Raw genomic sequence first — 16,966 nt, forward strand, 5'->3', positions numbered from 1 at the left:
GTGCCGAGATGCGGCAAAGGGGCGCCACCTCGCGGTCGCGCCCCTCGTCACACCGGTACGGCTAGCCCTGGCGGCGGGGACCCCGCTGCTGGCCCCTGACCTGCGGACGGCGGCGGCTCTGCGCCCGCTCGGAGGCGGCGGACGGCGCGATCTCGTCGTCGTCGGTGGCCAGGTCGGGAGACTGGAAGATCACCGCGAACGGGCTGGGCGGGATGATCTTCTCCGGCTGGGGGCGCGGCGCGGGCGCCTCGTCCTCCCAGTCCTGCTCGTCATCCCACAGCGGAGCCTCGGCGGCCTCCCCACCGGGACCCTCGTCGGTGAGACTCACCTCGGGGTTCAGGCCTGCCCTCCGGTTGCGGCCCCTGCGGGACGCGGTCTCGGCGGGCCGGTCGTCACGGATGTCCTTGCGGGGCGTCACATCCACGTCCACCTCCAGCTCGGCGGGTTCGACGATCGGGCTCTCGACCCTCCGCGCCGCGAGCGGCGCCTGGGTCTCCTCGGAGACACGGTCCCCCCGCGAGCGGCGGCGCCCGGACTCCTCGTGCTGTGCCTCGGCGACGGCCGGCCGGGACTCCTGGGCCCCCGCGGACTCGGCCGCCTCCGCGCCGGTACGGCCACCGCGGGTGCGGCGCCTCTCCCTGGTGCGGGCGGGGCGCTCACGGCGCTCCTCCCGCTCCTCCTCACGGCCCCTGCGGCCGCGTGAGCGGGTCCGGCCCGTCTCTCCGAGATCTTCGACCTCTTCCGCCGCCAGGCCCGCCCTGGAGCGGTTGGCGTGCGGCAGCACACCCTTGGTGCCCTCGGGGATGCCCAGCTCGGTGAAGATGTGCGGTGAGGTCGAGTAGGTCTCGACGGGCTCGGCGAAGTCGAGCGAGAGCGCGTTGTTGATGACCTTCCAGCGAGTGAGGTCCTCCCACTCGACGAAGGTCACCGCGACGCCGGTCTTACCCGCCCGGCCGGTACGGCCGATGCGGTGCACGTAGGCCTTCTCGTCCTGCGGGCAGTCGTAGTTGACGACGTGGGTGACGTCGTCGACGTCGATGCCCCGCGCCGCGACGTCGGTCGCGACCAGGACGTCGATCTTGCCGTTCCTGAAGGCGCGCAGCGCCTGCTCGCGCTGGCCCTGGCCCAGGTCGCCGTGTACGGCCGCCGCGGCGAACCCGCGCTCCTTGAGCTGTTCGACGACCATGTCGCAGGCGCGCTTGGTCTCACAGAAGATCATCGTGAGACCCCGGCCCTCGCACTGGAGCAGGCGGCCCAGGATCTCGATCTTGTCCATCCGGTGCACGCGCCAGACGAACTGGGTGGTCTGCGGCGTCGCCTCGGCCTCGGCGTCGTTGTTCTCCGCGCGCACGTGCGTCGGGCGGTTGAGGTAGCGCCGTGACAGCGCGACGATCTCGCCGGGCAGCGTCGCGGAGAACAGCATCGTCTGCCGCTTGGCCGGGACGAGCTTGATGATGCGCTCGATGTCGGGCAGGAAGCCCAGGTCGAGCATGCGGTCGGCCTCGTCGAGGACGAGCGCGTCGATCTGGCCGAGGTCGAGGTGCTTCTGCTTGACCAGGTCGAGCAGGCGGCCCGGGGTGCCGACGATCACGTCGACGCCCTGCTTGAGCGCCTCGATCTGGGGCTCGTAGGCGCGTCCGCCGTACACGGTGAGGATGCGGGAGCCGAGCTTGCCCGCGGCCGTGACCAGGTCTTCGGTGACCTGGATGGCCAGCTCACGGGTGGGCACGACGATCAGCCCGCGCGGCTTCTTTCGGTTCTTCCTCGGCTTGCCGACACGTTGCAGCATCGCCACGCCGAAGGCGTAGGTCTTGCCGGTACCCGTGCGGGCCTGGCCGATGATGTCCTGGCCGGTCAGGGCCAGGGGAAGGGCCATTTCCTGGATCGGGAACGGCGCGGTGATGCCCTCGGTCTCAAGGGCGTCAGCGATCTCTGGTGTGACTCCGAGGTCTCGGAACGTCGTCAGCTTGGCCTGCCTAATCTCCGTTGAAGGCAGTCCTGCCGGGACCACGGGCGCAAAGGTTCCCCGTGCCGTGTCCTCGCGGAAGGGCTAGCCCTCTCAATGTCATCAGCGACCGCTGCGGCGTCATGCCGACTTGGGGGCGTCCAGGAGCAGGTCTCCTGGATTAACACAGGGCGGTCGCACTTTCACACAGTAGTGTACTCGATACCACAACGTGCAGCCGATTTCTTCGTATTCCAGCTGAAAGGGCAGGCGCCGTAACTCATAGGCTTCCTGCATGAGTGATTCCCCTCCTGGCGTCCCCGACCTGCTCGGAGTGCTCGCCTACGCCGAGTTGACCGCGTTCCTCAGGTTCGCCGAAGACGCCGCGAGACACGCCCCGACACTGACCGACCGGGCCGCGCTCAGCGACCTCGCCGCGACCGAGTACGCCCATTTCCGTCTTCTGCGTGACCGGATAGCCTCGCTCGGGGTCGATCCGGAGGAGGCGATGGAGCCCTTCGTGCGGCCCCTGGACGACTGGCATGCCCAGACCACGCCCTCCGACTGGCTTGAGGCGCTGGTCAAGGCCTATGTCGGCACGGGGATCGCGCTCGACTTCTACCGGGAGGCCGCCGCCCACGTCGACGACAAGACGCGGGAACTGGTCGAGGAGGTGCTCGTCGACGAGGGTCGTTCCCAGTTCGCGGTGGACCGTGTCGGTGCGGCGATCAGGCAGGACCACAGGCAGGCGGGGCGGCTCGCCCTGTGGGCCAGGCGGCTGGTCGGTGAGGCCCTGAGCCAGGGACAGCACGTGGTGGCCGCGCGCCCCGAGCTGGCGGCGTTGCTGGTCGAGGCGGCCGGGGAGGACATCACCCGGATGTTCGGCAGGCTGACCGAGGCGCACGGCGGGCGGATGGCCGCCCTCGGCCTGACCCCCGGTCCGTGAGCGCCTCCCGGCGTCGGGGGCGGCGCCGGGCGAAAGCGCCATCGGGCGGAACGCCGGGCCAGATGTGGGGTGCGGGAGGAAAAGGCGCCCGGCGAGACCACGCGTCGAGGCGCCAAACGGTTGTACCGTGCGAGACATGAGGGCCTCGCGCCGCTATGGCAGTTTCCTAACGAGATGTGGACCGAACCCCTGGACGTCACGTCCGGTGCTGCGAAGGGGAGGCGCCGACTGTCCGGCGGCCCCTTCGGAGGGCCATTCCGCAAGAAGGGCCCGCCGTCCGCGCGGGTGCGGACTCGGAGAGAGGGGAGAGTGCCCCGGGGAGTGCTGAGACCGCACTGAGGCGTCCGCCGACGCCGGTGCGGGACGTCTCGTCTCCGCCGGCGCCGGAATCGCCCAGGGCTCGGTGACGGGTCGCGCCAGGACCGGTGCGCCGGTCTCACGACCGGCGTCACGGCCTGGCGCGAGCCGTACCGGGTCTGTCAGAGGGTGCCGCCGAAGCCGACGGGGCGTGCCTCCTCCTCGCCGATCTCGACGAAACCGAGTGAGGTGATGGGGACGAGGACCCTGCGACCTTTGCTGTCGGTGAGGGAGAAGATCCCGCGGTCGGCGGCGAGCGCCTTGCCGAGTTCCTCCTCGACCTGCTCGGCCGTCAGGTCCGTCTCGACCACGAGTTCGCGGTGCACCGAGCGCACGCCGATCTTGATTTCCATGTTGCTCCCTTTCGACGAGGGTTGCTCGTCCCATGGTCGCCCCATCGGAGGCACGACATGCGGGCTGATCGCGTCAAGCGAACAGCCGGATCAGTGGTCGGCGGTCCTGGGGAAACCGGAGATGCCGCGCCAGGCCAGGCGGGCGATGAGCTGGGTCGCGGCGTCCTTCGGGATGGAGCCGGTGCTGCTGATCCAGTAGCGCGCGCTGACCTCGGCCATGCCGACCAGGCCGACGCCGAGCAGGCGGGCCTCGTCGCTTGAGCAGCCGGTGTCCTCCTGGATGACCTGGCTGATCATCTCGGCGCTCTCGCGGAGGTTGCGCTCCATGCGCTGGCGGACGGGGGCGATGTTGCGCAGGTCGGACTCGAAGACCAGCCGGAAGGCCTCACCCTGGCCGGAGACGAAGTCGAAGAAGGCGCCGATCGCGGCCTGGACGCGCTGCTTGTTGTCCGTGGTCGAGGCCAGGGCGTCGCGGCAGCGGGCGATCATGTCGTCGACGTGCAGGTCGAGCAGGGCCAGATAGAGCTCCTGCTTGCCGGGGAAGTGCTGGTAGAGAACCGGTTTGCTCACCCCGGCGCGCTCGGCGATCTCGTCCATCGCCGCCGCGTGGTAGCCGTTCTCGACGAAGACCTCCTGGGCCGCGTTCAGCAACTGGCGGCGGCGGGCCAGCCGGGGCAGCCGGGTGCCCCGGGGCTTGGCGTCCGGGGTAGTCGTCACGGCGGTCTCCTCGCGGGGTCTCATGCTGTCTCGCTCATCCTACGCGCGGGTAATCCACGTCAGCGATAATCGTCCTCATCAAGATCAACAGCACGGCTCTGCTCCGTGGTGTCCGCCGTGTCGGCCTCCTGGGGGATGTGGTCGGGCCAGGTCGGGGAGTCCTCCTCGCGTGCCGGGCGCTGCTGTTCCACGGCGTCCGCCTCGGGCGCCTCGATGTCGAGTTCCTCGCTGAAAGGCTCCTGCGGCTCGTCCTGCGCGCCTTCGCCGTGAACGTCCATCTCTGACATCTGCCCTCCCGTTGCTCTCCCTGGCTCTCCGGATTCCTCGGTGGACACCTTCCCCGTTCTCTGGGGAATACCGGACATGGCCGGACATCGTCAGCGTATGGCCTCGGATGTGCCCGGTCCCGTGAGCGGGTGTTCGCCCTCGTCCTGTGACGTATCCGAACACGCGTGCGAGACTTGGGGAAAGCCCCTATCCAGGGAGACGCCATGCGGAGCATCTGGAACGGCGCGGTCTCGTTCGGTCTGGTGACGATCCCGGTCAGGATGTACGCCGCGACCGAACAGCGGAACGTCACCTTCAACCTGGTGCACCGGGAGGACGCGGGCCGGATCAGGCTCCGCAGGTTCTGCGAGGCCTGCGAGCAGGAGGTCCCCTACGCCGAGGTGGCCAAGGGCTACGAACTGCCGACCGGTGAGGTGGTCGTGCTGGAGGGGGAGGACTTCGAGGACCTGCCGTTGTCCACGGCGCACCGGATCGAGGTCCTGCAGTTCGCCCCGGCGGAGCAGATCGACCCGGTCCTGCTCGGCAGGGCCTACTACCTGGAGCCGGACGAGGGGGCCGCCGGGCCGTACGTCCTGTTGCGGGAGGTGCTGGGGCGCTCGGGGCGGGTGGGGATCGCGAAGGTCGCGCTGCGGCAGCGTGAGTCGCTCGCGACGCTGCGGGTCAGGGAGGGGGTCCTGGTGCTGGAGACCATGCTCTGGCCCGACGAGGTGCGCCCGGCCGACTTCGCCTTCCTGGAGGAGGAGCCCGAGGCCAGGCCGCAGGAGCTGCGGATGGCCGAGTCGCTGGTCGAGAGCATGACGGCCGACTTCGACCCCTCGCGCCACCACGACGCCTACCGCAGGGCGCTGCAGGAGGTCATCGAGGCGAAGGTCGCGGGCAGGGAGGTCGTCTCCGTGGGCCCGCCGCCGGAGCCGGGCCCGACGGCCGACCTGATGGCCGCGCTGCGGGCCAGTGTCGAGGCCGCCAAGCGGAGGCGTCCCGCCCCCGGGGAAGGCGGGCGGAGGCGCCCCGCGGCGTCCGGTGAGGAGACACGGGGTACGGCGTGAGCCTCGCGTGAGAACGCCCAGCGGAAAGGCGGGCGCGATGAGGACCCCGGAGATTCGAGAATCCCCGGGGCCCTCGCCGGTCTCCACGAAGAACCGTGCTTCGCGTCTATCTGAAAGGCGAATCGATTGATTCACTCCCGGATGTCCGCGTCATTTCCCCGCGTATTCGGAGGAGAAGGCGGACACCACACCCATTCGCCGTGGGCGGGAGTTTCGGCGGCCGCCGGAGCCGGTCGCGCCCGGTCACGTGACTCGGCCTCGTGTCACGTTCACGTGGCGCGCCGGCCCGGCGGTCAGCCGTCTGCGGGGTTAGCGTGCCCCGAGCAGCCCGCGCCTGTCGTTGTCGTTGTCGTTGTCGTTGGCGTTGCGGGCAGCGCCGCCGCCACCGCCGCCGCCACCGCCGGCGCCGACGTTGTTGGTGTTGATGATGACGAGCCTACGGTGGTGGTGACGCCTCCAGCCGCAGCCCCAGCCGCGGTGGCCCCAGCCACCCCAGCGACGGCCCCAGCCCCATCCGCAGCCGCCGGTGGTGAAGCCGACGCTGGTCTGGAAGGCCGGAACCACGGAGGCCTCGGCGGTCGAGGTCGCGGCACTCATCGCGACGAGCCCGCCCGACAGGGCGGTGCTGAGCGCGAGTCCCGTGAGAATGCTCTTGAACTTGGGCATTTCGTTTCCCCCTTGAAAGGATCGGTTGCCCCCACTCTTTGGGCATTTTCCACACTGGTCGGAAAATGCCCCGGATGACTGTTAATCGGTCATCCTTCGCAGTCTTGTATTTCCGTGCATCTCGCCTACCAAACGGCGATCGGTGGCTTTTACTGTCTCCTTATCTCTCTATTGACGGCGTTGGACTCTTATTAATTGTTTTGATGCGATAAGTCTTTAATGTCGCTTTTGTGCCCACGCTGTACGGCGGGGAGCTATCGTCGAAACGGAAGGCGAACGAGGGGGGAAGTCGTGGGAAGCGAGCCGATTCCGAGCTGGCCCGGAGAGCTGGTCGACCTGGCGGAGAACGGATGGGACGGACGTGTCCACGTGCGCTCGACTCCGCCGGGGCCCAAGGAGAGCGCCGTCTACGTGCACGGCCTGGCGGGCTCGGCGACCAACTGGACCGACCTGATGGGCGAGTTGTCCGACGTGGTCAGGGGATACGCGCTGGACCTGCCCGGTGCCGGGCACTCACCGGAGCCGCCCGGCGGCGACTACTCCGTCGCCGCCCACGCCCGGGCCGTCGTCGCGCTGATCGAGCGCGTCTCCGACACCCCGGTCCACCTGTTCGGCAACTCCCTCGGCGGGGCGGTCTCGGTGCGCGTCGCCGCGACCAGGCCCGACCTGGTCCGCTCGCTCACCCTCGTCTCCCCGGCCCTGCCCGACCTGCTGCCCCGGTACGGCCCGGCACGTGTGGCCCTGTCGAGCGTGCCGAAGGTCGGGGAGTGGGCCGTGGGCCGGATGCGCATGCTGCCCGCGGAGCGCAGGATCACGATGACGATGTCCATGTGTTACGCCGACTTCGGTCGGCTCCACCCCGACCGGCTGAAGGAGGCGGCCGAGGAACTGCGGCGCAGGGACGGCCTGCCGTACTCGGCGGGTGTCCTGACGGGCTACGCCAGGGGGATCGTCGCCGAGTACTTCAGGCGGGGTGAGGAGAACCTGTGGCGTCAGGCGGCCCTGGTGTCCGCGCCCACGCTGGTCATCCACGGCAGGCGCGACCGGCTGGTGCACCCTCGCATGGCCGTCCGCGCGGGCCGGGCCTTCCCGCACGTCAGGCTGGTGCTGCTGCCCGACGCCGGACACGTGGCGCAGATGGAGGTGCCCGGCAGGGTCGCCCGTGAGGCCCGCAGGCTCATCTCCGAGTCCATACCTGTCCCGATTGGGGAATGACAGGAGCATCCGGTTAGGTTGTGAATGGTGCGTGCTGTGCCAGCCGTGTCGTCAAAACCCCCTGAAACGGGAGTAGAACTGTGTCGTTGCCACCCTTGGTAGAGCCGGCAGCCGAGCTGACCGTCGATGAGGTGCGTCGCTACTCGCGCCATCTGATCATCCCCGACGTGGGTATGGCAGGGCAGAAGCGCCTGAAGAACGCCAAGGTGCTCTGTGTGGGCGCGGGCGGCCTGGGATCTCCCACTCTGCTGTACCTCGCCGCCGCGGGCGTGGGCACCCTCGGCGTCGTCGACTTCGACGTCGTCGACGAGTCCAACCTCCAGCGCCAGGTCATCCACGGCCAGTCCGACATCGGCAGGCTGAAGGCCGAGAGCGCCGCGGCCAGCGTCAGGGAGATCAACCCCCTGATCGACGTGATCGTCCACAACGTGGCGCTGACCACCGACAACATCATGGAGATCTTCTCCGACTACGACCTGATCGTGGACGGCACCGACAACTTCGCCACCCGCTACATGGTGAACGACGCGGCCGTCCTGCTCGGCAAGCCGTACGTCTGGGGCTCGATCTACCGCTTCGACGGGCAGGCCAGCGTGTTCTGGGCCGAGCACGGTCCCTGCTACCGCTGCCTCTACCCCGAGCCCCCGCCCCCCGGCATGGTGCCCTCGTGCGCCGAGGGCGGCGTGCTCGGCGTGCTGTGCGCCTCGATCGGCTCCATCCAGGTCAACGAGGCCATCAAGCTCCTCGCGGGCATCGGCGAGCCCCTGGTCGGCCGTCTGATGATCTACGACGCCCTGGAGATGACCTACCGCTCGGTCAAGGTCCGCAAGGACCCCGAGTGCGTGCTCTGCGGCAAGAACCCGACGGTCACCCAGCTCCTGGACGACTACGAGGCGTTCTGCGGCGCGGTCTCCCAGGAGGCCCAGGACGCGGCCTCCGGCTCCACGATCACCGCGACCGACCTCAAGGCCATGCAGGACGCGGACGAGAACATCTACGTGATCGACGTCCGCGAGCCGAACGAGTACGAGATCGTCTCCATCCCCGGCGCCGTGCTCATCCCCAAGGGTGAGTTCACCAACGGCTCCGCGCTGGAGCGGCTCCCGCAGGACAAGCGCATCGTGCTGCACTGCAAGTCCGGCGCGCGTTCGGCCGAGGTGCTGGCGATCGTCAAGAACGCCGGTTTCTCCGACGCCGTCCACGTCGGCGGTGGTGTGCTGAGCTGGATCAAGTCCGTGGACCCCAGCCTGCCGACCTACTAGTCACGGCCGTACCTCACGCCCCGCGGAGCCTCGCTCCGTGGGGCGTGTGTTGTCACGGACATCCGTTGTCATGAGGCGTCCGTTATTTGGGGATAGAGCGGGTGAGATCCCTAGAGGCCGGTTTAAGGTCGAGAATGTGAACGAAGTCCCAGGTCAGCGCAGGCGCGCGTGGATGACGCTGATCATGGCGTCCACGCTGGCGCTGGCCTGCGCGGCCGTGGCGGCGGTCACGGCGGGCGCCGCGGTGACCGAGCTGACCAGGGGCCCCTCCAGGGCGGAGCTCGACCGCGCCGTCGCCGCCGAGACCGCGGGCCGCTGGCGGGCCTGGCCAGCCGGGCGGATCTTCCCCGAGACCGTCGGTTACGCCGCCGAACAGGGTGGCAGGGAGCAGGCGCACCGGGTGGGCATCTCCCCGGAGACCCGCTGCGACCGGGCCGTCGACCCCGGGCTGCGTGAGGCGCTGCGTCGTACGGGATGCCGGGGGGTGCTGCGCGCCACCTACATCGACGCGCTCCAGGGAGTCGTCGTCACCGTCGGCGTCGTGGCGTTCGCGGGGGAGCGGGAGGCGGCGAGGGCCAAGGCCGCGCTGCCCAGGACCGGCCGCCCCTCCCCGGGTCTGCTGGCCCTCGGCTTCCCCGGTACGGTCACCGACCGCTTCACCGCCGTCGGCAGGCAGCGCGGCCTGGTACGGCAGGCGGGGCCGTACGTGGTGATGACCACGGTCGGCCAGGTGGACGGCAGGCCGGGCAAGGCCGTGGGGGAGCAGCGGCCGACGATCTTCGCCTTCACCGGGGACATCGCCGACCGGATCCTCGCAGGGCTCGCGACGCCGGAACGCCCCGACTGCGGCTCCGAGTCTGCTGGACGGTGGCGGTGCTGAGGGTACGGCGGGCGGTTGTGGCGCTCGCGCTGACCGGGTTCTGGCTGGTGCCCGCCGTGCCGGCCGGGTGGGCCGACGAGGTGCGGGGCAACCAGCGGCAGGTGCTGCGGACCCTGGACCTGGCCGACGCCTGGCGCGTCTCCAAGGGGGCGGGCGCGCTGGTCGCGGTGCTGGACTCGGGGGTCGATCCCGTCCACCGCGACCTGGCGGGTTCCGTCACCGAGGGCAGGGACTTCACCGTGGGCGCCAACCCACGGGGAGTGGCCCCCTCACGGCTGCACGGCACCTACATGGCCTCGCTCATCGCCGGGCACGGGCACGGTCCCGGCGGGGGCAGCGGGGTGATCGGCGTCGCGCCCAAGGCGAGGATCCTGTCCGTGCGGGTGATCCTGGAGGACGAGGAGCCGGGCTTTCGCACCTTCAACACCGCCGAGCGGTTCGAGAACGTGGTGGCCAAGGGCATCAGGTACGCCGTCGACCACGGCGCCGACGTGATCAACATGTCGATCTCGAAGGAACTGGCGACCAGGGAGGAGCGGGCGGCGGTCCGCTACGCGATCTCCAGGGGGGTCGTGCTCGTCGCCGCGGCGGGCAACGAGGGGGCGGGCAGGCCGGAGGCGACCGGCTACGCCCCCTACTCCTATCCGGCGGCCTTCCCCGGGGTGGTCTCGGTCGCGGCGGCCGACCGCAGGCTGCGCCGGGCCTCCTTCTCCAACTGGAACCCCTCGGTCGTGGTGGCGGCGCCCGGGGTGGACATCCTCGGCGCGGGGCCGGGCAACGAATACTGGATCGGCCGGGGAACCTCCCAGGCGACCGCGTTGGTCTCCGGAGTCGCCGCCCTGATAAAAGCGAAATATCCGAAAATGTCGCCCGCGTTGGTCGCGCAGGCCCTGACCAAGGGGGCGACCAGGCGGCCCAGCGGAGGCTACGACACCGGCATGGGCTTCGGCGTGGTCAACGCCCCCCGCGCGCTGGCCGAGGCCGCGAGGATCTCCCGCCACACCCTGACCGCGGGCGGGGACGGCGTCCACGATCCCGCCCTGCCGATGGGCGCGGCGGCCGGGCCGGTCCAGGTGATCCGGCGTGACCGGCGCGGGATCGCCCTCAACGGCGGGGTCGCCGCGGCCGCCGCGCTCTGCGCGACCGCCTGCCTGGTGACGGCCGGATTCGCCGTCCGCCGGGCCCGTACGGTTCCCGCGCCGCCCTGAGGGGTGCCGGGGACGGCAGGGGGCGACCCGCCAAACACACTCCGGCGATAGGGCGGCGGGGGCGCGCGACGTAGCATCGAACTATGTCGAAGCCCGGGCGGTCCCAGGAGCCTGAACGGCACCTGGAGGCCTCGGGACCGCACACGGGCGGCTCCCAGGCTCCGTCCGCCGGTGGACACACCGGTGGGCGCGCCGGGGGCCGTGCCACGGGCTGGCCTCCGAGCGGTTCCCGGGTGCCCCGGGGCTCCCGTTCTCGCAGGACCACCGCAGGCGGCGCTCCCGGTGCCCCCGGCGCGCCGCGACGTGCCAGGGTCCGGGCCTGGCCCGCCGCGGGGCGCCGGGAGAACGGCTGGCACCGCCGTCCCGCGCTTGAGCGCGTCGAGGCGGCGAGCCTCGAAGAGGGCATGCGCCTGCGGGTGATCTTCCTGATCCTGATGGGCGTCATCCTGGCCATCGCCGTGAGCGACGTGCTCGCGGGCGCGGTCGGCGTCCTCCGCGAGACCAGGGCCCGCCCGCTGACCCCCGCCGAGCAGGCCCGCTACATCCAGGAGGACATCGCGGCCCGCTGGCACACCTGGTCGGCCGACCTGATCTTCCCCACCGAGCTGCAGTACGTCGCCCTCGGCCGCGCGCAGCAGTACGCCAGACGGATCGGGCTGGCCCCGGAGACCTCCTGCGGAGCGGGCCTTGACGCCCCGGTCGGCTCGGTGCTCTCCGAGCACGGCTGCCTGACCCTGCTGCGGGCGACCTACGTGGACCAGACCTCGACCTTCGTGGTCACGGTCGGCGTGGCCGTACTCGGCAGTGAGGAGCGCCGGATCGCCGCGACCGGGCAACTGCCCGTGGACGACCGGGTCGGGGTGCGCCCCGTCGCCTTCCCCGGTACGGCGGGTGAGCTGTTCGGCGCCGCGCAGCGCCAGCACAACTCCTGGATCGCGGCCGGGCCGTACGTCGTCCTCTCCACGGCCGGATACGCCGACGGCCGTACGCGTGAGGCCGTTCCGCCCGAGGAGATCCTGCACAGCGAGCTGTGGCCGACCGCCCAGTCCATCGCGGGACGCATCGCCCGTGCCCTGGGAGACGAGCCGAGCGCCGTACCCCAGTGCACCCAGGGGAACGTGTGCTGAGGCGGCTGGGGGCCGCGGGAGCCCTGATCACGCTCTGTCTGGGGGTCTGCGCCCCGGCGGTCGCCGACGACGTGCGCCGGGACCAGCGCTGGGTGCTGGAGAAGATGAACGTCGAGCAGGCGTGGAAGATCACCAAGGGGGTCGGGGTGACCGTCGCGCTGGTCGACAGCGACGTGGACGCCCAGGTCCCGGAGCTGCGCGGCAGGGTGACCGTCGGGCCCGAGATGGGTTCGGCCGGGCCGGTCGGGGACGACGCGAAGGAGGTCTGGCACGGCACCGCGATGGCCTCGCTCATCGCGGGGGGAGGCCGGGGCGAGGGCGGCCTGCTGGGGATCGCCCCCGAGGCGCGCGTCCTGTCCCTGCCGCTGATCCTGCGTGACAGCGAGCAGAGCGCCCCCCCGCTCCCCGAGCAGGACCGGCGCACCGGGACGAACAGCCCGGTCGCCCGCGCCATCCGCTACGCGGCCGACCACGGCGCCAAGGTCGTCAGCATGTCCCTGGGGGCGTACGGCCCGCAGAAGAGCGAGCGTGAGGCCGTCTCCTACGCCCTGGCGAAGGGGGTCGTGCTGGTCGCGGCGGCCGGCAACGACGGGGAGACCCCCTACGCGGTCAAGAAGGACACCTCCTTCTGGAGCTTCCCCGCGGGTTACTCCGGGGTCATCGGCGTGGGCGCGGTGAACGAGCGGAGCGAGCCCGCCGGGTTCAGCAGCGACAACCTGTCGGTCCTGGTCTCCGCGCCGGGCGTCGAGGTGCCCGTGGTCGTTCCCGGCGGGGGGTACCGCCCCTCGGACGGGACCAGTTCGGCGGCGGCGCTGGTCGCCGGAGTCGCCGCACTGATAAAAGCGAAATATCCAGATATGCCGCCTTATTTGGTGGCGCGAGCGTTGAGTTCGACCGCCACCTCCGCGCCGATCGCCGGATACGACGACCATGTCGGTTTCGGTGTGGTCGACGCGGGCGCCGCCCTGGCCAGGGCTGGGGAGTTGCTGCGCGCCTCGGCGGGCACGCCACCCGACGAGGGGGAGCGTCACTTCGGGGCGGGCCTCCCGACCGAGGAGCCCGCCAGGCCCGGCCCCGACACCCTCAGGCTCTGGGTGTACGGCACCGGCCTGGCCGTCGGCCTGCTCGCGTTCTGCTGGACCGTGGTGACACTCACCCGACGTTCCGGATAAATGCCATATAACGTCATATATGGGACGGGCTTTGATTCGGTTCGAAGTCTTTTTGGACACCGTTCGGACGCGGACGGCTCCATGCGGCTTCTCACGGTCCGGCGAACGTCGAACATTCGCTAATGTCGCGCATCATGGGGTACGAGTTGCGCGTGGAGCGCCCGGCGCCTCTCGCCTTCGCGGAGCTCGCGAACGTGCTGGGGCGAGCGGGGTTCGAGTTCCGCGGTTCGCAGGAGAAGGGTGAGGTCCTGGCCCGCCACGGCGACGGGGTCCACGCGGTGGCCGTCTGGGACGGCAAGCTCTCGGGCGCGCCGGGCTCCGACTGGCAGGTGGCTCAGCTCGCCAGGGTCTCCGCGCTGCTCGGCGCCCGCCTGGTCGGTGAGGACGGCGAGCAGTACGCGATCCGTGACGGCCTCGTCGAGCAGCTGAACGGCTCGACGGCCTACGAGTTCGGGAAGATCGACGAGATTCTCGCGGCCGGACCCTCCGTATGGAGTCAGTAGGCCACCCGACCCCCTACGCCGAGCGCGTGCTCGACCTGGTCGAGCGCATCCCCGCCGGCAGGGTGATGGCCTACGGCGACATCGCCGAATACCTCGGCGAGGGCGGTCCCCGTCAGGTCGGCAGGGTCATGTCCACCTGGGGCGGCGGCGTGCCGTGGTGGCGTGTCGTGCACGCCGACGGGACCCCGGCTCCCGGGCACGAGGCGCGCTGCCTGGCCAGGTGGCGCGAGGAGGGCACACCCATGCGGGGCGAGCGCGCCGACATGCGTTTCGCACGCTGGGACGGTCTACCAGAAATCACGACGTAACCGGCTTCTTCGTGGCCCACTAACATTGCCTAGGACAGCGCTCTGTCCGAAAGGCGGTGCCCCCTTCATGGCCACAGGCGTCACGCCCGCCCGAACAGGTGGCGACTCCGTCGCCGACCGTCTTCGGGTTGTCCAAGATCTCTGTGACCGGGGAGAACCGCTCGAATCGATCCTCTCGGCCGTGACAGCCGAGGGACTGACACCCGCGCAACGCCGCCGCCTCGACGCCGGAGTCCTCTCCGGTCCGCTCGGCAGCCGCCTGGATCTCGCGGTCAAACGCGGCGCCGCCCGCCGCCGCGAGTTCGTCACGCTCTTCAAGCCCTACATCACGGGTGTCGACCCCAAGGTCAAGCGTGACCTCCCGGTCGCCAGGAGGCTCGCCTTCCACCTCGTCGAGCACCGTACGATCGACGACCTCGCCGAGGGCGACGCGCTGCAGAGCCTCACCACCGCGGCGGCCGAGCCCTCCCGGCGGGTCCGCAGACGCCTGCGCTGGTACGCCAACCTGCCCCTGCAGGACGAGCTGCCCGAGGCCATGTACCGGCTGCGCGCGGCCGACCTGATCCCGATGACGCACATCGAGGACGTCTCCTGGACCGGTGGTCGGCTGCGCGTCACCGGGCACGCCTACCTCGCCGGGCTCTCCGTCCGCAGCCCCCGCTTCAACCGGGCCTTCGTCGTGCTGCGCGGCCCCCGCTGGCTGCCTCCCGTACGGCTGCGCACCCGTAGGGTCCTGCGCCCCGAGGCCACCCACGGGGCCCGTGAGCCCGGCTGCAACTACGACTGGTCCGGCTTCGTCGCCGAGATGCCCGCCTGGCCGCTGCGCTGGCGCGGCGCCCTGCGCTCCCTGGTGAACGGCGTCAGGCGGACCCTGCGCCGCAGGGAGACCGTGCCCGACACCACCACCTGGCGGGCCGAGATCGCCATCTGGAGCCGTGGCGCCCGAGCCACCGGCCTGCTCCGCGGCCCCTCGAACGGCCGCACCGAGCGTCCGGCCGGGTTCGAGCTCCCCGGCGGCTGGTGGATCCGTCCTGTCTGGACCTCCGACCGCGCGCTGCAGATCGCCCTGCAGCCGACCAGGGCCGCGCTGACCGGAATCCGCCTCGACGGCGACCGCCTCGAACTGACGGTCTTCCTGCCCGGCGGGGAGCACACCAGGGGACAGGCCCGGCTCGACGGCCACCGGATGTCCGCCGAGTTCACCCCCGTCGAGGGAGGTACCCAGGTCGTCGTGCCGCTGGCCGTACCCTCGCTGCTGCAGGAGCGCGACGGCGGCAGGCTCTGGATCGAGCCGAAGGGCGACCCCGCCGCACCCGTCATGATCGGCCAGGCCAGGGAGAGCCGGCTGGTCGTCGGCGACCGGGAGATCACTGTGCTGCGCGACCGGCGCGACCGCGTCAGCGTCGCCGCGCACCGCATCCGCCCCGTCATCTCCTCCGCCACCTGGGACGAGGAGGGCACGCTCACCATCGAGGGCTCCTACCCCGGCTCGGGGGCCGCCGAGCTGACGCTCAGGCACCGTGGCGGGACGGTCCACACCGTGCCGATGGAGCGCACCGACGACCGCTTCGCCGTACGGCTGACGCCCTCGGCCATGCCGAAGTTCGGCGAGGCCGTCGCGATGGGGAGCGGAAGCTGGAGCATGACCACCCGCGACCCCTCGGGTGAGGTCGTCCCCCTCCGCGTGGACCACGCCGCGCTGGACACCCTCGACGAGGAGCCGAGGGTCCGCGACGGCAGGGCCTACCGCCTGTTGTCCACCAGGTTCGACGTGCCCGTGCTGATCGTCGCCGAGGACATCCCCGACGACGAGAAGGGCGCCGGGGGCCTGTACGCCCTGCAGCGCTCCTTCTATCCCGACCAGCGGCGTCGTGAGCTGGACGAGGCCACCGTCTACGTCGCCTACGACGGCCGCCAGTACGAGGGCAACGTCCGCGCCATCTACGAGGAGCGCGTACGGCGCGGCGACGACCGCGCGCACGTCTGGATCGTCAAGGACGGCGCCTTCACCCCGCCCGGTTCGGCGGAGCTGGGGTTCGGCTCGGGCATCCGGCCGACGGTGGTCAGGGCGGGCAGCCGGGAGCACTACGCCGTGCTGGCACGCTCCCGGTACGTCGTCACCAACGGTTTCCTGCCGCCCTGGTTCCGGGCCCGCGACGACCAGATGGTCGTGCAGACCTGGCACGGCAGCCCGCTCAAGCGCCTGGGCAACGACCTGCCCCACATGTCCCGTGACCCGAAGCCCGCCGCCTGGCACCGGCAGGCCGCCGAGGTGCGCGGCTGGGACCTGCTGGTCTCGCAGAGCCCCTGGGCGACCCCGATCCTGCGCAAGGCGTTCGGCTACCACGGGGAGGTCCTGGAGTGCGGCTATCCCCGCAACGACGTGCTCTCCTCGCCCGAGCGGGACGAACTGGCCGCCCGGGTGCGCCGCAGGCTCGGCGTCGCCGACGGGGTCAGGGTGGTGCTGTACGCGCCGACCTTCCGCGACTACGACCGCAAGAACTCCTCGCTCAAGCTGGACCTGGCGCGGGCGCACAAGGCGCTCGGCCCGGGACACGAGTTCCTGATCAGGGCGCACTCGATGCAGGCGGCGCCCAACATCCCCGAAGGGCTTGGCCGCGACGTCACCGCTTATCCGGATATAACGGACTTATTGCTGGTGGCGGATGTGTTGATCACTGACTACTCGTCCGTCATGTTCGACTTCGCGGCCACCGGCAGGCCCATGCTCTTCTTCACCTACGACCTGCAGCGCTACTCGACCAAGCGCGGCCTGTACCTCGACCTCGCCGCCGAGGCCCCGGGGCCGCTGCTGACCAACGGCGCCGACGTCATCGAGGCCCTCAGGACCATCGACACCGTGGCCGCCGCCCACGCCGAACGCTACGAGCACTTCCGCAACACCTACACCCCCCGAGACGACGGCAAGGCCACCCCCCGCCTCGTGGACCACATCTTCACCTGACCCTCGTC

16 protein-coding genes are annotated in these 16,966 nt (G+C 70.9%); 11 read left to right on the forward strand and 5 right to left on the reverse strand.

Annotated features, from left to right (window positions below; translation table 11 throughout):
- Window positions 1-61: 61 nt before the first annotated feature.
- Window positions 62-1,876, reverse strand: a complete 1,815-nt coding sequence (locus ACIBVQ_RS15325) for a DEAD/DEAH box helicase (protein ID WP_352016263.1) — start codon at window positions 1,874-1,876, stop codon at window positions 62-64.
- A 364-nt stretch (window positions 1,877-2,240) separates the two neighbouring features.
- On the opposite strand from ACIBVQ_RS15325, the gene ACIBVQ_RS15330 reads away from it, so the two are divergent.
- Window positions 2,241-2,891 (forward strand): ferritin-like fold-containing protein, encoded by a 651-nt coding sequence (locus tag ACIBVQ_RS15330; RefSeq protein WP_399177969.1) that lies wholly within the window; start codon window positions 2,241-2,243, stop codon window positions 2,889-2,891.
- A 479-nt stretch (window positions 2,892-3,370) separates the two neighbouring features.
- Here the strand turns inward: ACIBVQ_RS15330 and ACIBVQ_RS15335 are convergent, their stop codons facing one another.
- The 3 genes from ACIBVQ_RS15335 to ACIBVQ_RS15345 all read right to left on the reverse strand — a co-directional run bounded on the left by ACIBVQ_RS15335 (window position 3,371) and on the right by ACIBVQ_RS15345 (window position 4,605).
- Window positions 3,371-3,601, reverse strand: a complete 231-nt coding sequence (locus ACIBVQ_RS15335) for a DUF3107 domain-containing protein (protein WP_184718831.1) — start codon at window positions 3,599-3,601, stop codon at window positions 3,371-3,373.
- A 90-nt stretch (window positions 3,602-3,691) separates the two neighbouring features.
- Window positions 3,692-4,318 (reverse strand): TetR/AcrR family transcriptional regulator, encoded by a 627-nt coding sequence (locus ACIBVQ_RS15340; protein ID WP_352016261.1) that lies wholly within the window; start codon window positions 4,316-4,318, stop codon window positions 3,692-3,694.
- 59 nt (window positions 4,319-4,377) lie between these two features.
- Window positions 4,378-4,605 carry a hypothetical protein gene (locus ACIBVQ_RS15345; protein ID WP_352016260.1) on the reverse strand — a complete coding sequence of 76 codons (228 nt, stop codon included), beginning with the start codon at window positions 4,603-4,605 and terminating at the stop codon, window positions 4,378-4,380.
- A gap of 204 nt (window positions 4,606-4,809) precedes the next feature.
- Between ACIBVQ_RS15345 and ACIBVQ_RS15350 the strand changes: the two genes are divergently transcribed.
- Window positions 4,810-5,652 carry a Ku protein gene (locus ACIBVQ_RS15350; RefSeq protein ID WP_399177972.1) on the forward strand — a complete coding sequence of 281 codons (843 nt, stop codon included), beginning with the start codon at window positions 4,810-4,812 and terminating at the stop codon, window positions 5,650-5,652.
- Between the two features lie 309 nt (window positions 5,653-5,961).
- Here ACIBVQ_RS15350 and ACIBVQ_RS15355 read toward each other — a convergent pair whose 3' ends face one another.
- Window positions 5,962-6,318, reverse strand: coding sequence for a hypothetical protein (locus ACIBVQ_RS15355; protein ID WP_362914269.1), 357 nt, complete (start codon window positions 6,316-6,318; stop codon window positions 5,962-5,964).
- Between the two features lie 291 nt (window positions 6,319-6,609).
- On the opposite strand from ACIBVQ_RS15355, the gene ACIBVQ_RS15360 reads away from it, so the two are divergent.
- The 9 genes from ACIBVQ_RS15360 to ACIBVQ_RS15400 all read left to right on the forward strand — a co-directional run bounded on the left by ACIBVQ_RS15360 (window position 6,610) and on the right by ACIBVQ_RS15400 (window position 16,958).
- Window positions 6,610-7,533 carry an alpha/beta fold hydrolase gene (locus ACIBVQ_RS15360; RefSeq protein ID WP_399177974.1) on the forward strand — a complete coding sequence of 308 codons (924 nt, stop codon included), beginning with the start codon at window positions 6,610-6,612 and terminating at the stop codon, window positions 7,531-7,533.
- 80 nt (window positions 7,534-7,613) lie between these two features.
- Window positions 7,614-8,795, forward strand: a complete 1,182-nt coding sequence (moeZ, locus tag ACIBVQ_RS15365) for an adenylyltransferase/sulfurtransferase MoeZ (RefSeq protein WP_399177976.1) — start codon at window positions 7,614-7,616, stop codon at window positions 8,793-8,795.
- A gap of 136 nt (window positions 8,796-8,931) precedes the next feature.
- Window positions 8,932-9,675: a hypothetical protein gene (locus ACIBVQ_RS15370; RefSeq protein WP_352016255.1), complete on the forward strand. Its 744-nt coding sequence runs from the start codon at window positions 8,932-8,934 to the stop codon at window positions 9,673-9,675.
- Window positions 9,663-10,883, forward strand: coding sequence for a S8 family serine peptidase (locus ACIBVQ_RS15375; RefSeq protein WP_399177978.1), 1,221 nt, complete (start codon window positions 9,663-9,665; stop codon window positions 10,881-10,883). The genes ACIBVQ_RS15370 and ACIBVQ_RS15375 overlap by 13 nt, the downstream gene beginning before the upstream one ends.
- An 83-nt stretch (window positions 10,884-10,966) precedes the next feature.
- Window positions 10,967-12,010, forward strand: a complete 1,044-nt coding sequence (locus ACIBVQ_RS15380) for a hypothetical protein (protein ID WP_399177980.1) — start codon at window positions 10,967-10,969, stop codon at window positions 12,008-12,010.
- Entirely contained in the window at window positions 12,004-13,182 is a 1,179-nt protein-coding gene (locus ACIBVQ_RS15385) for a S8 family serine peptidase (RefSeq protein WP_399177982.1), read from the forward strand. Before ACIBVQ_RS15380 ends, ACIBVQ_RS15385 begins: the two co-directional genes overlap by 7 nt.
- Before the next feature lie 122 nt (window positions 13,183-13,304).
- Window positions 13,305-13,685 carry a hypothetical protein gene (locus ACIBVQ_RS15390; protein ID WP_352016251.1) on the forward strand — a complete coding sequence of 127 codons (381 nt, stop codon included), beginning with the start codon at window positions 13,305-13,307 and terminating at the stop codon, window positions 13,683-13,685.
- Window positions 13,673-13,993 carry an MGMT family protein gene (locus ACIBVQ_RS15395; RefSeq protein WP_352016250.1) on the forward strand — a complete coding sequence of 107 codons (321 nt, stop codon included), beginning with the start codon at window positions 13,673-13,675 and terminating at the stop codon, window positions 13,991-13,993. The genes ACIBVQ_RS15390 and ACIBVQ_RS15395 overlap by 13 nt, the downstream gene beginning before the upstream one ends.
- A gap of 181 nt (window positions 13,994-14,174) precedes the next feature.
- Complete coding sequence (locus tag ACIBVQ_RS15400; RefSeq protein ID WP_399177985.1) at window positions 14,175-16,958, forward strand: CDP-glycerol glycerophosphotransferase family protein; 2,784 nt, start codon at window positions 14,175-14,177, stop codon at window positions 16,956-16,958.
- Window positions 16,959-16,966 lie beyond the last annotated feature (8 nt).

The sequence above is a fragment of the Streptosporangium sp. NPDC049376 genome (assembly GCF_044466505.1).
GTDB lineage: Bacteria > Actinomycetota > Actinomycetes > Streptosporangiales > Streptosporangiaceae > Streptosporangium.

Excerpts from the sequence above, each read along its gene's own strand:
- ACIBVQ_RS15325 (WP_352016263.1), bottom strand. The coding sequence starts at position 1,876 with ATGGCCCTTCCCCTGGCCCTGACCGGCCAGGACATCATCGGCCAGGCC.
- ACIBVQ_RS15330 (WP_399177969.1), top strand. The coding sequence starts at position 2,241 with ATGAGTGATTCCCCTCCTGGCGTCCCCGACCTGCTCGGAGTGCTCGCC.
- ACIBVQ_RS15335 (WP_184718831.1), bottom strand. The coding sequence starts at position 3,601 with ATGGAAATCAAGATCGGCGTGCGCTCGGTGCACCGCGAACTCGTGGTC.
- ACIBVQ_RS15345 (WP_352016260.1), bottom strand. The coding sequence starts at position 4,605 with ATGTCAGAGATGGACGTTCACGGCGAAGGCGCGCAGGACGAGCCGCAG.
- ACIBVQ_RS15350 (WP_399177972.1), top strand. The coding sequence starts at position 4,810 with ATGCGGAGCATCTGGAACGGCGCGGTCTCGTTCGGTCTGGTGACGATC.
- ACIBVQ_RS15355 (WP_362914269.1), bottom strand. The coding sequence starts at position 6,318 with ATGCCCAAGTTCAAGAGCATTCTCACGGGACTCGCGCTCAGCACCGCC.
- ACIBVQ_RS15380 (WP_399177980.1), top strand. The coding sequence starts at position 10,967 with ATGTCGAAGCCCGGGCGGTCCCAGGAGCCTGAACGGCACCTGGAGGCC.
- ACIBVQ_RS15390 (WP_352016251.1), top strand. The coding sequence starts at position 13,305 with ATGTCGCGCATCATGGGGTACGAGTTGCGCGTGGAGCGCCCGGCGCCT.
- ACIBVQ_RS15395 (WP_352016250.1), top strand. The coding sequence starts at position 13,673 with ATGGAGTCAGTAGGCCACCCGACCCCCTACGCCGAGCGCGTGCTCGAC.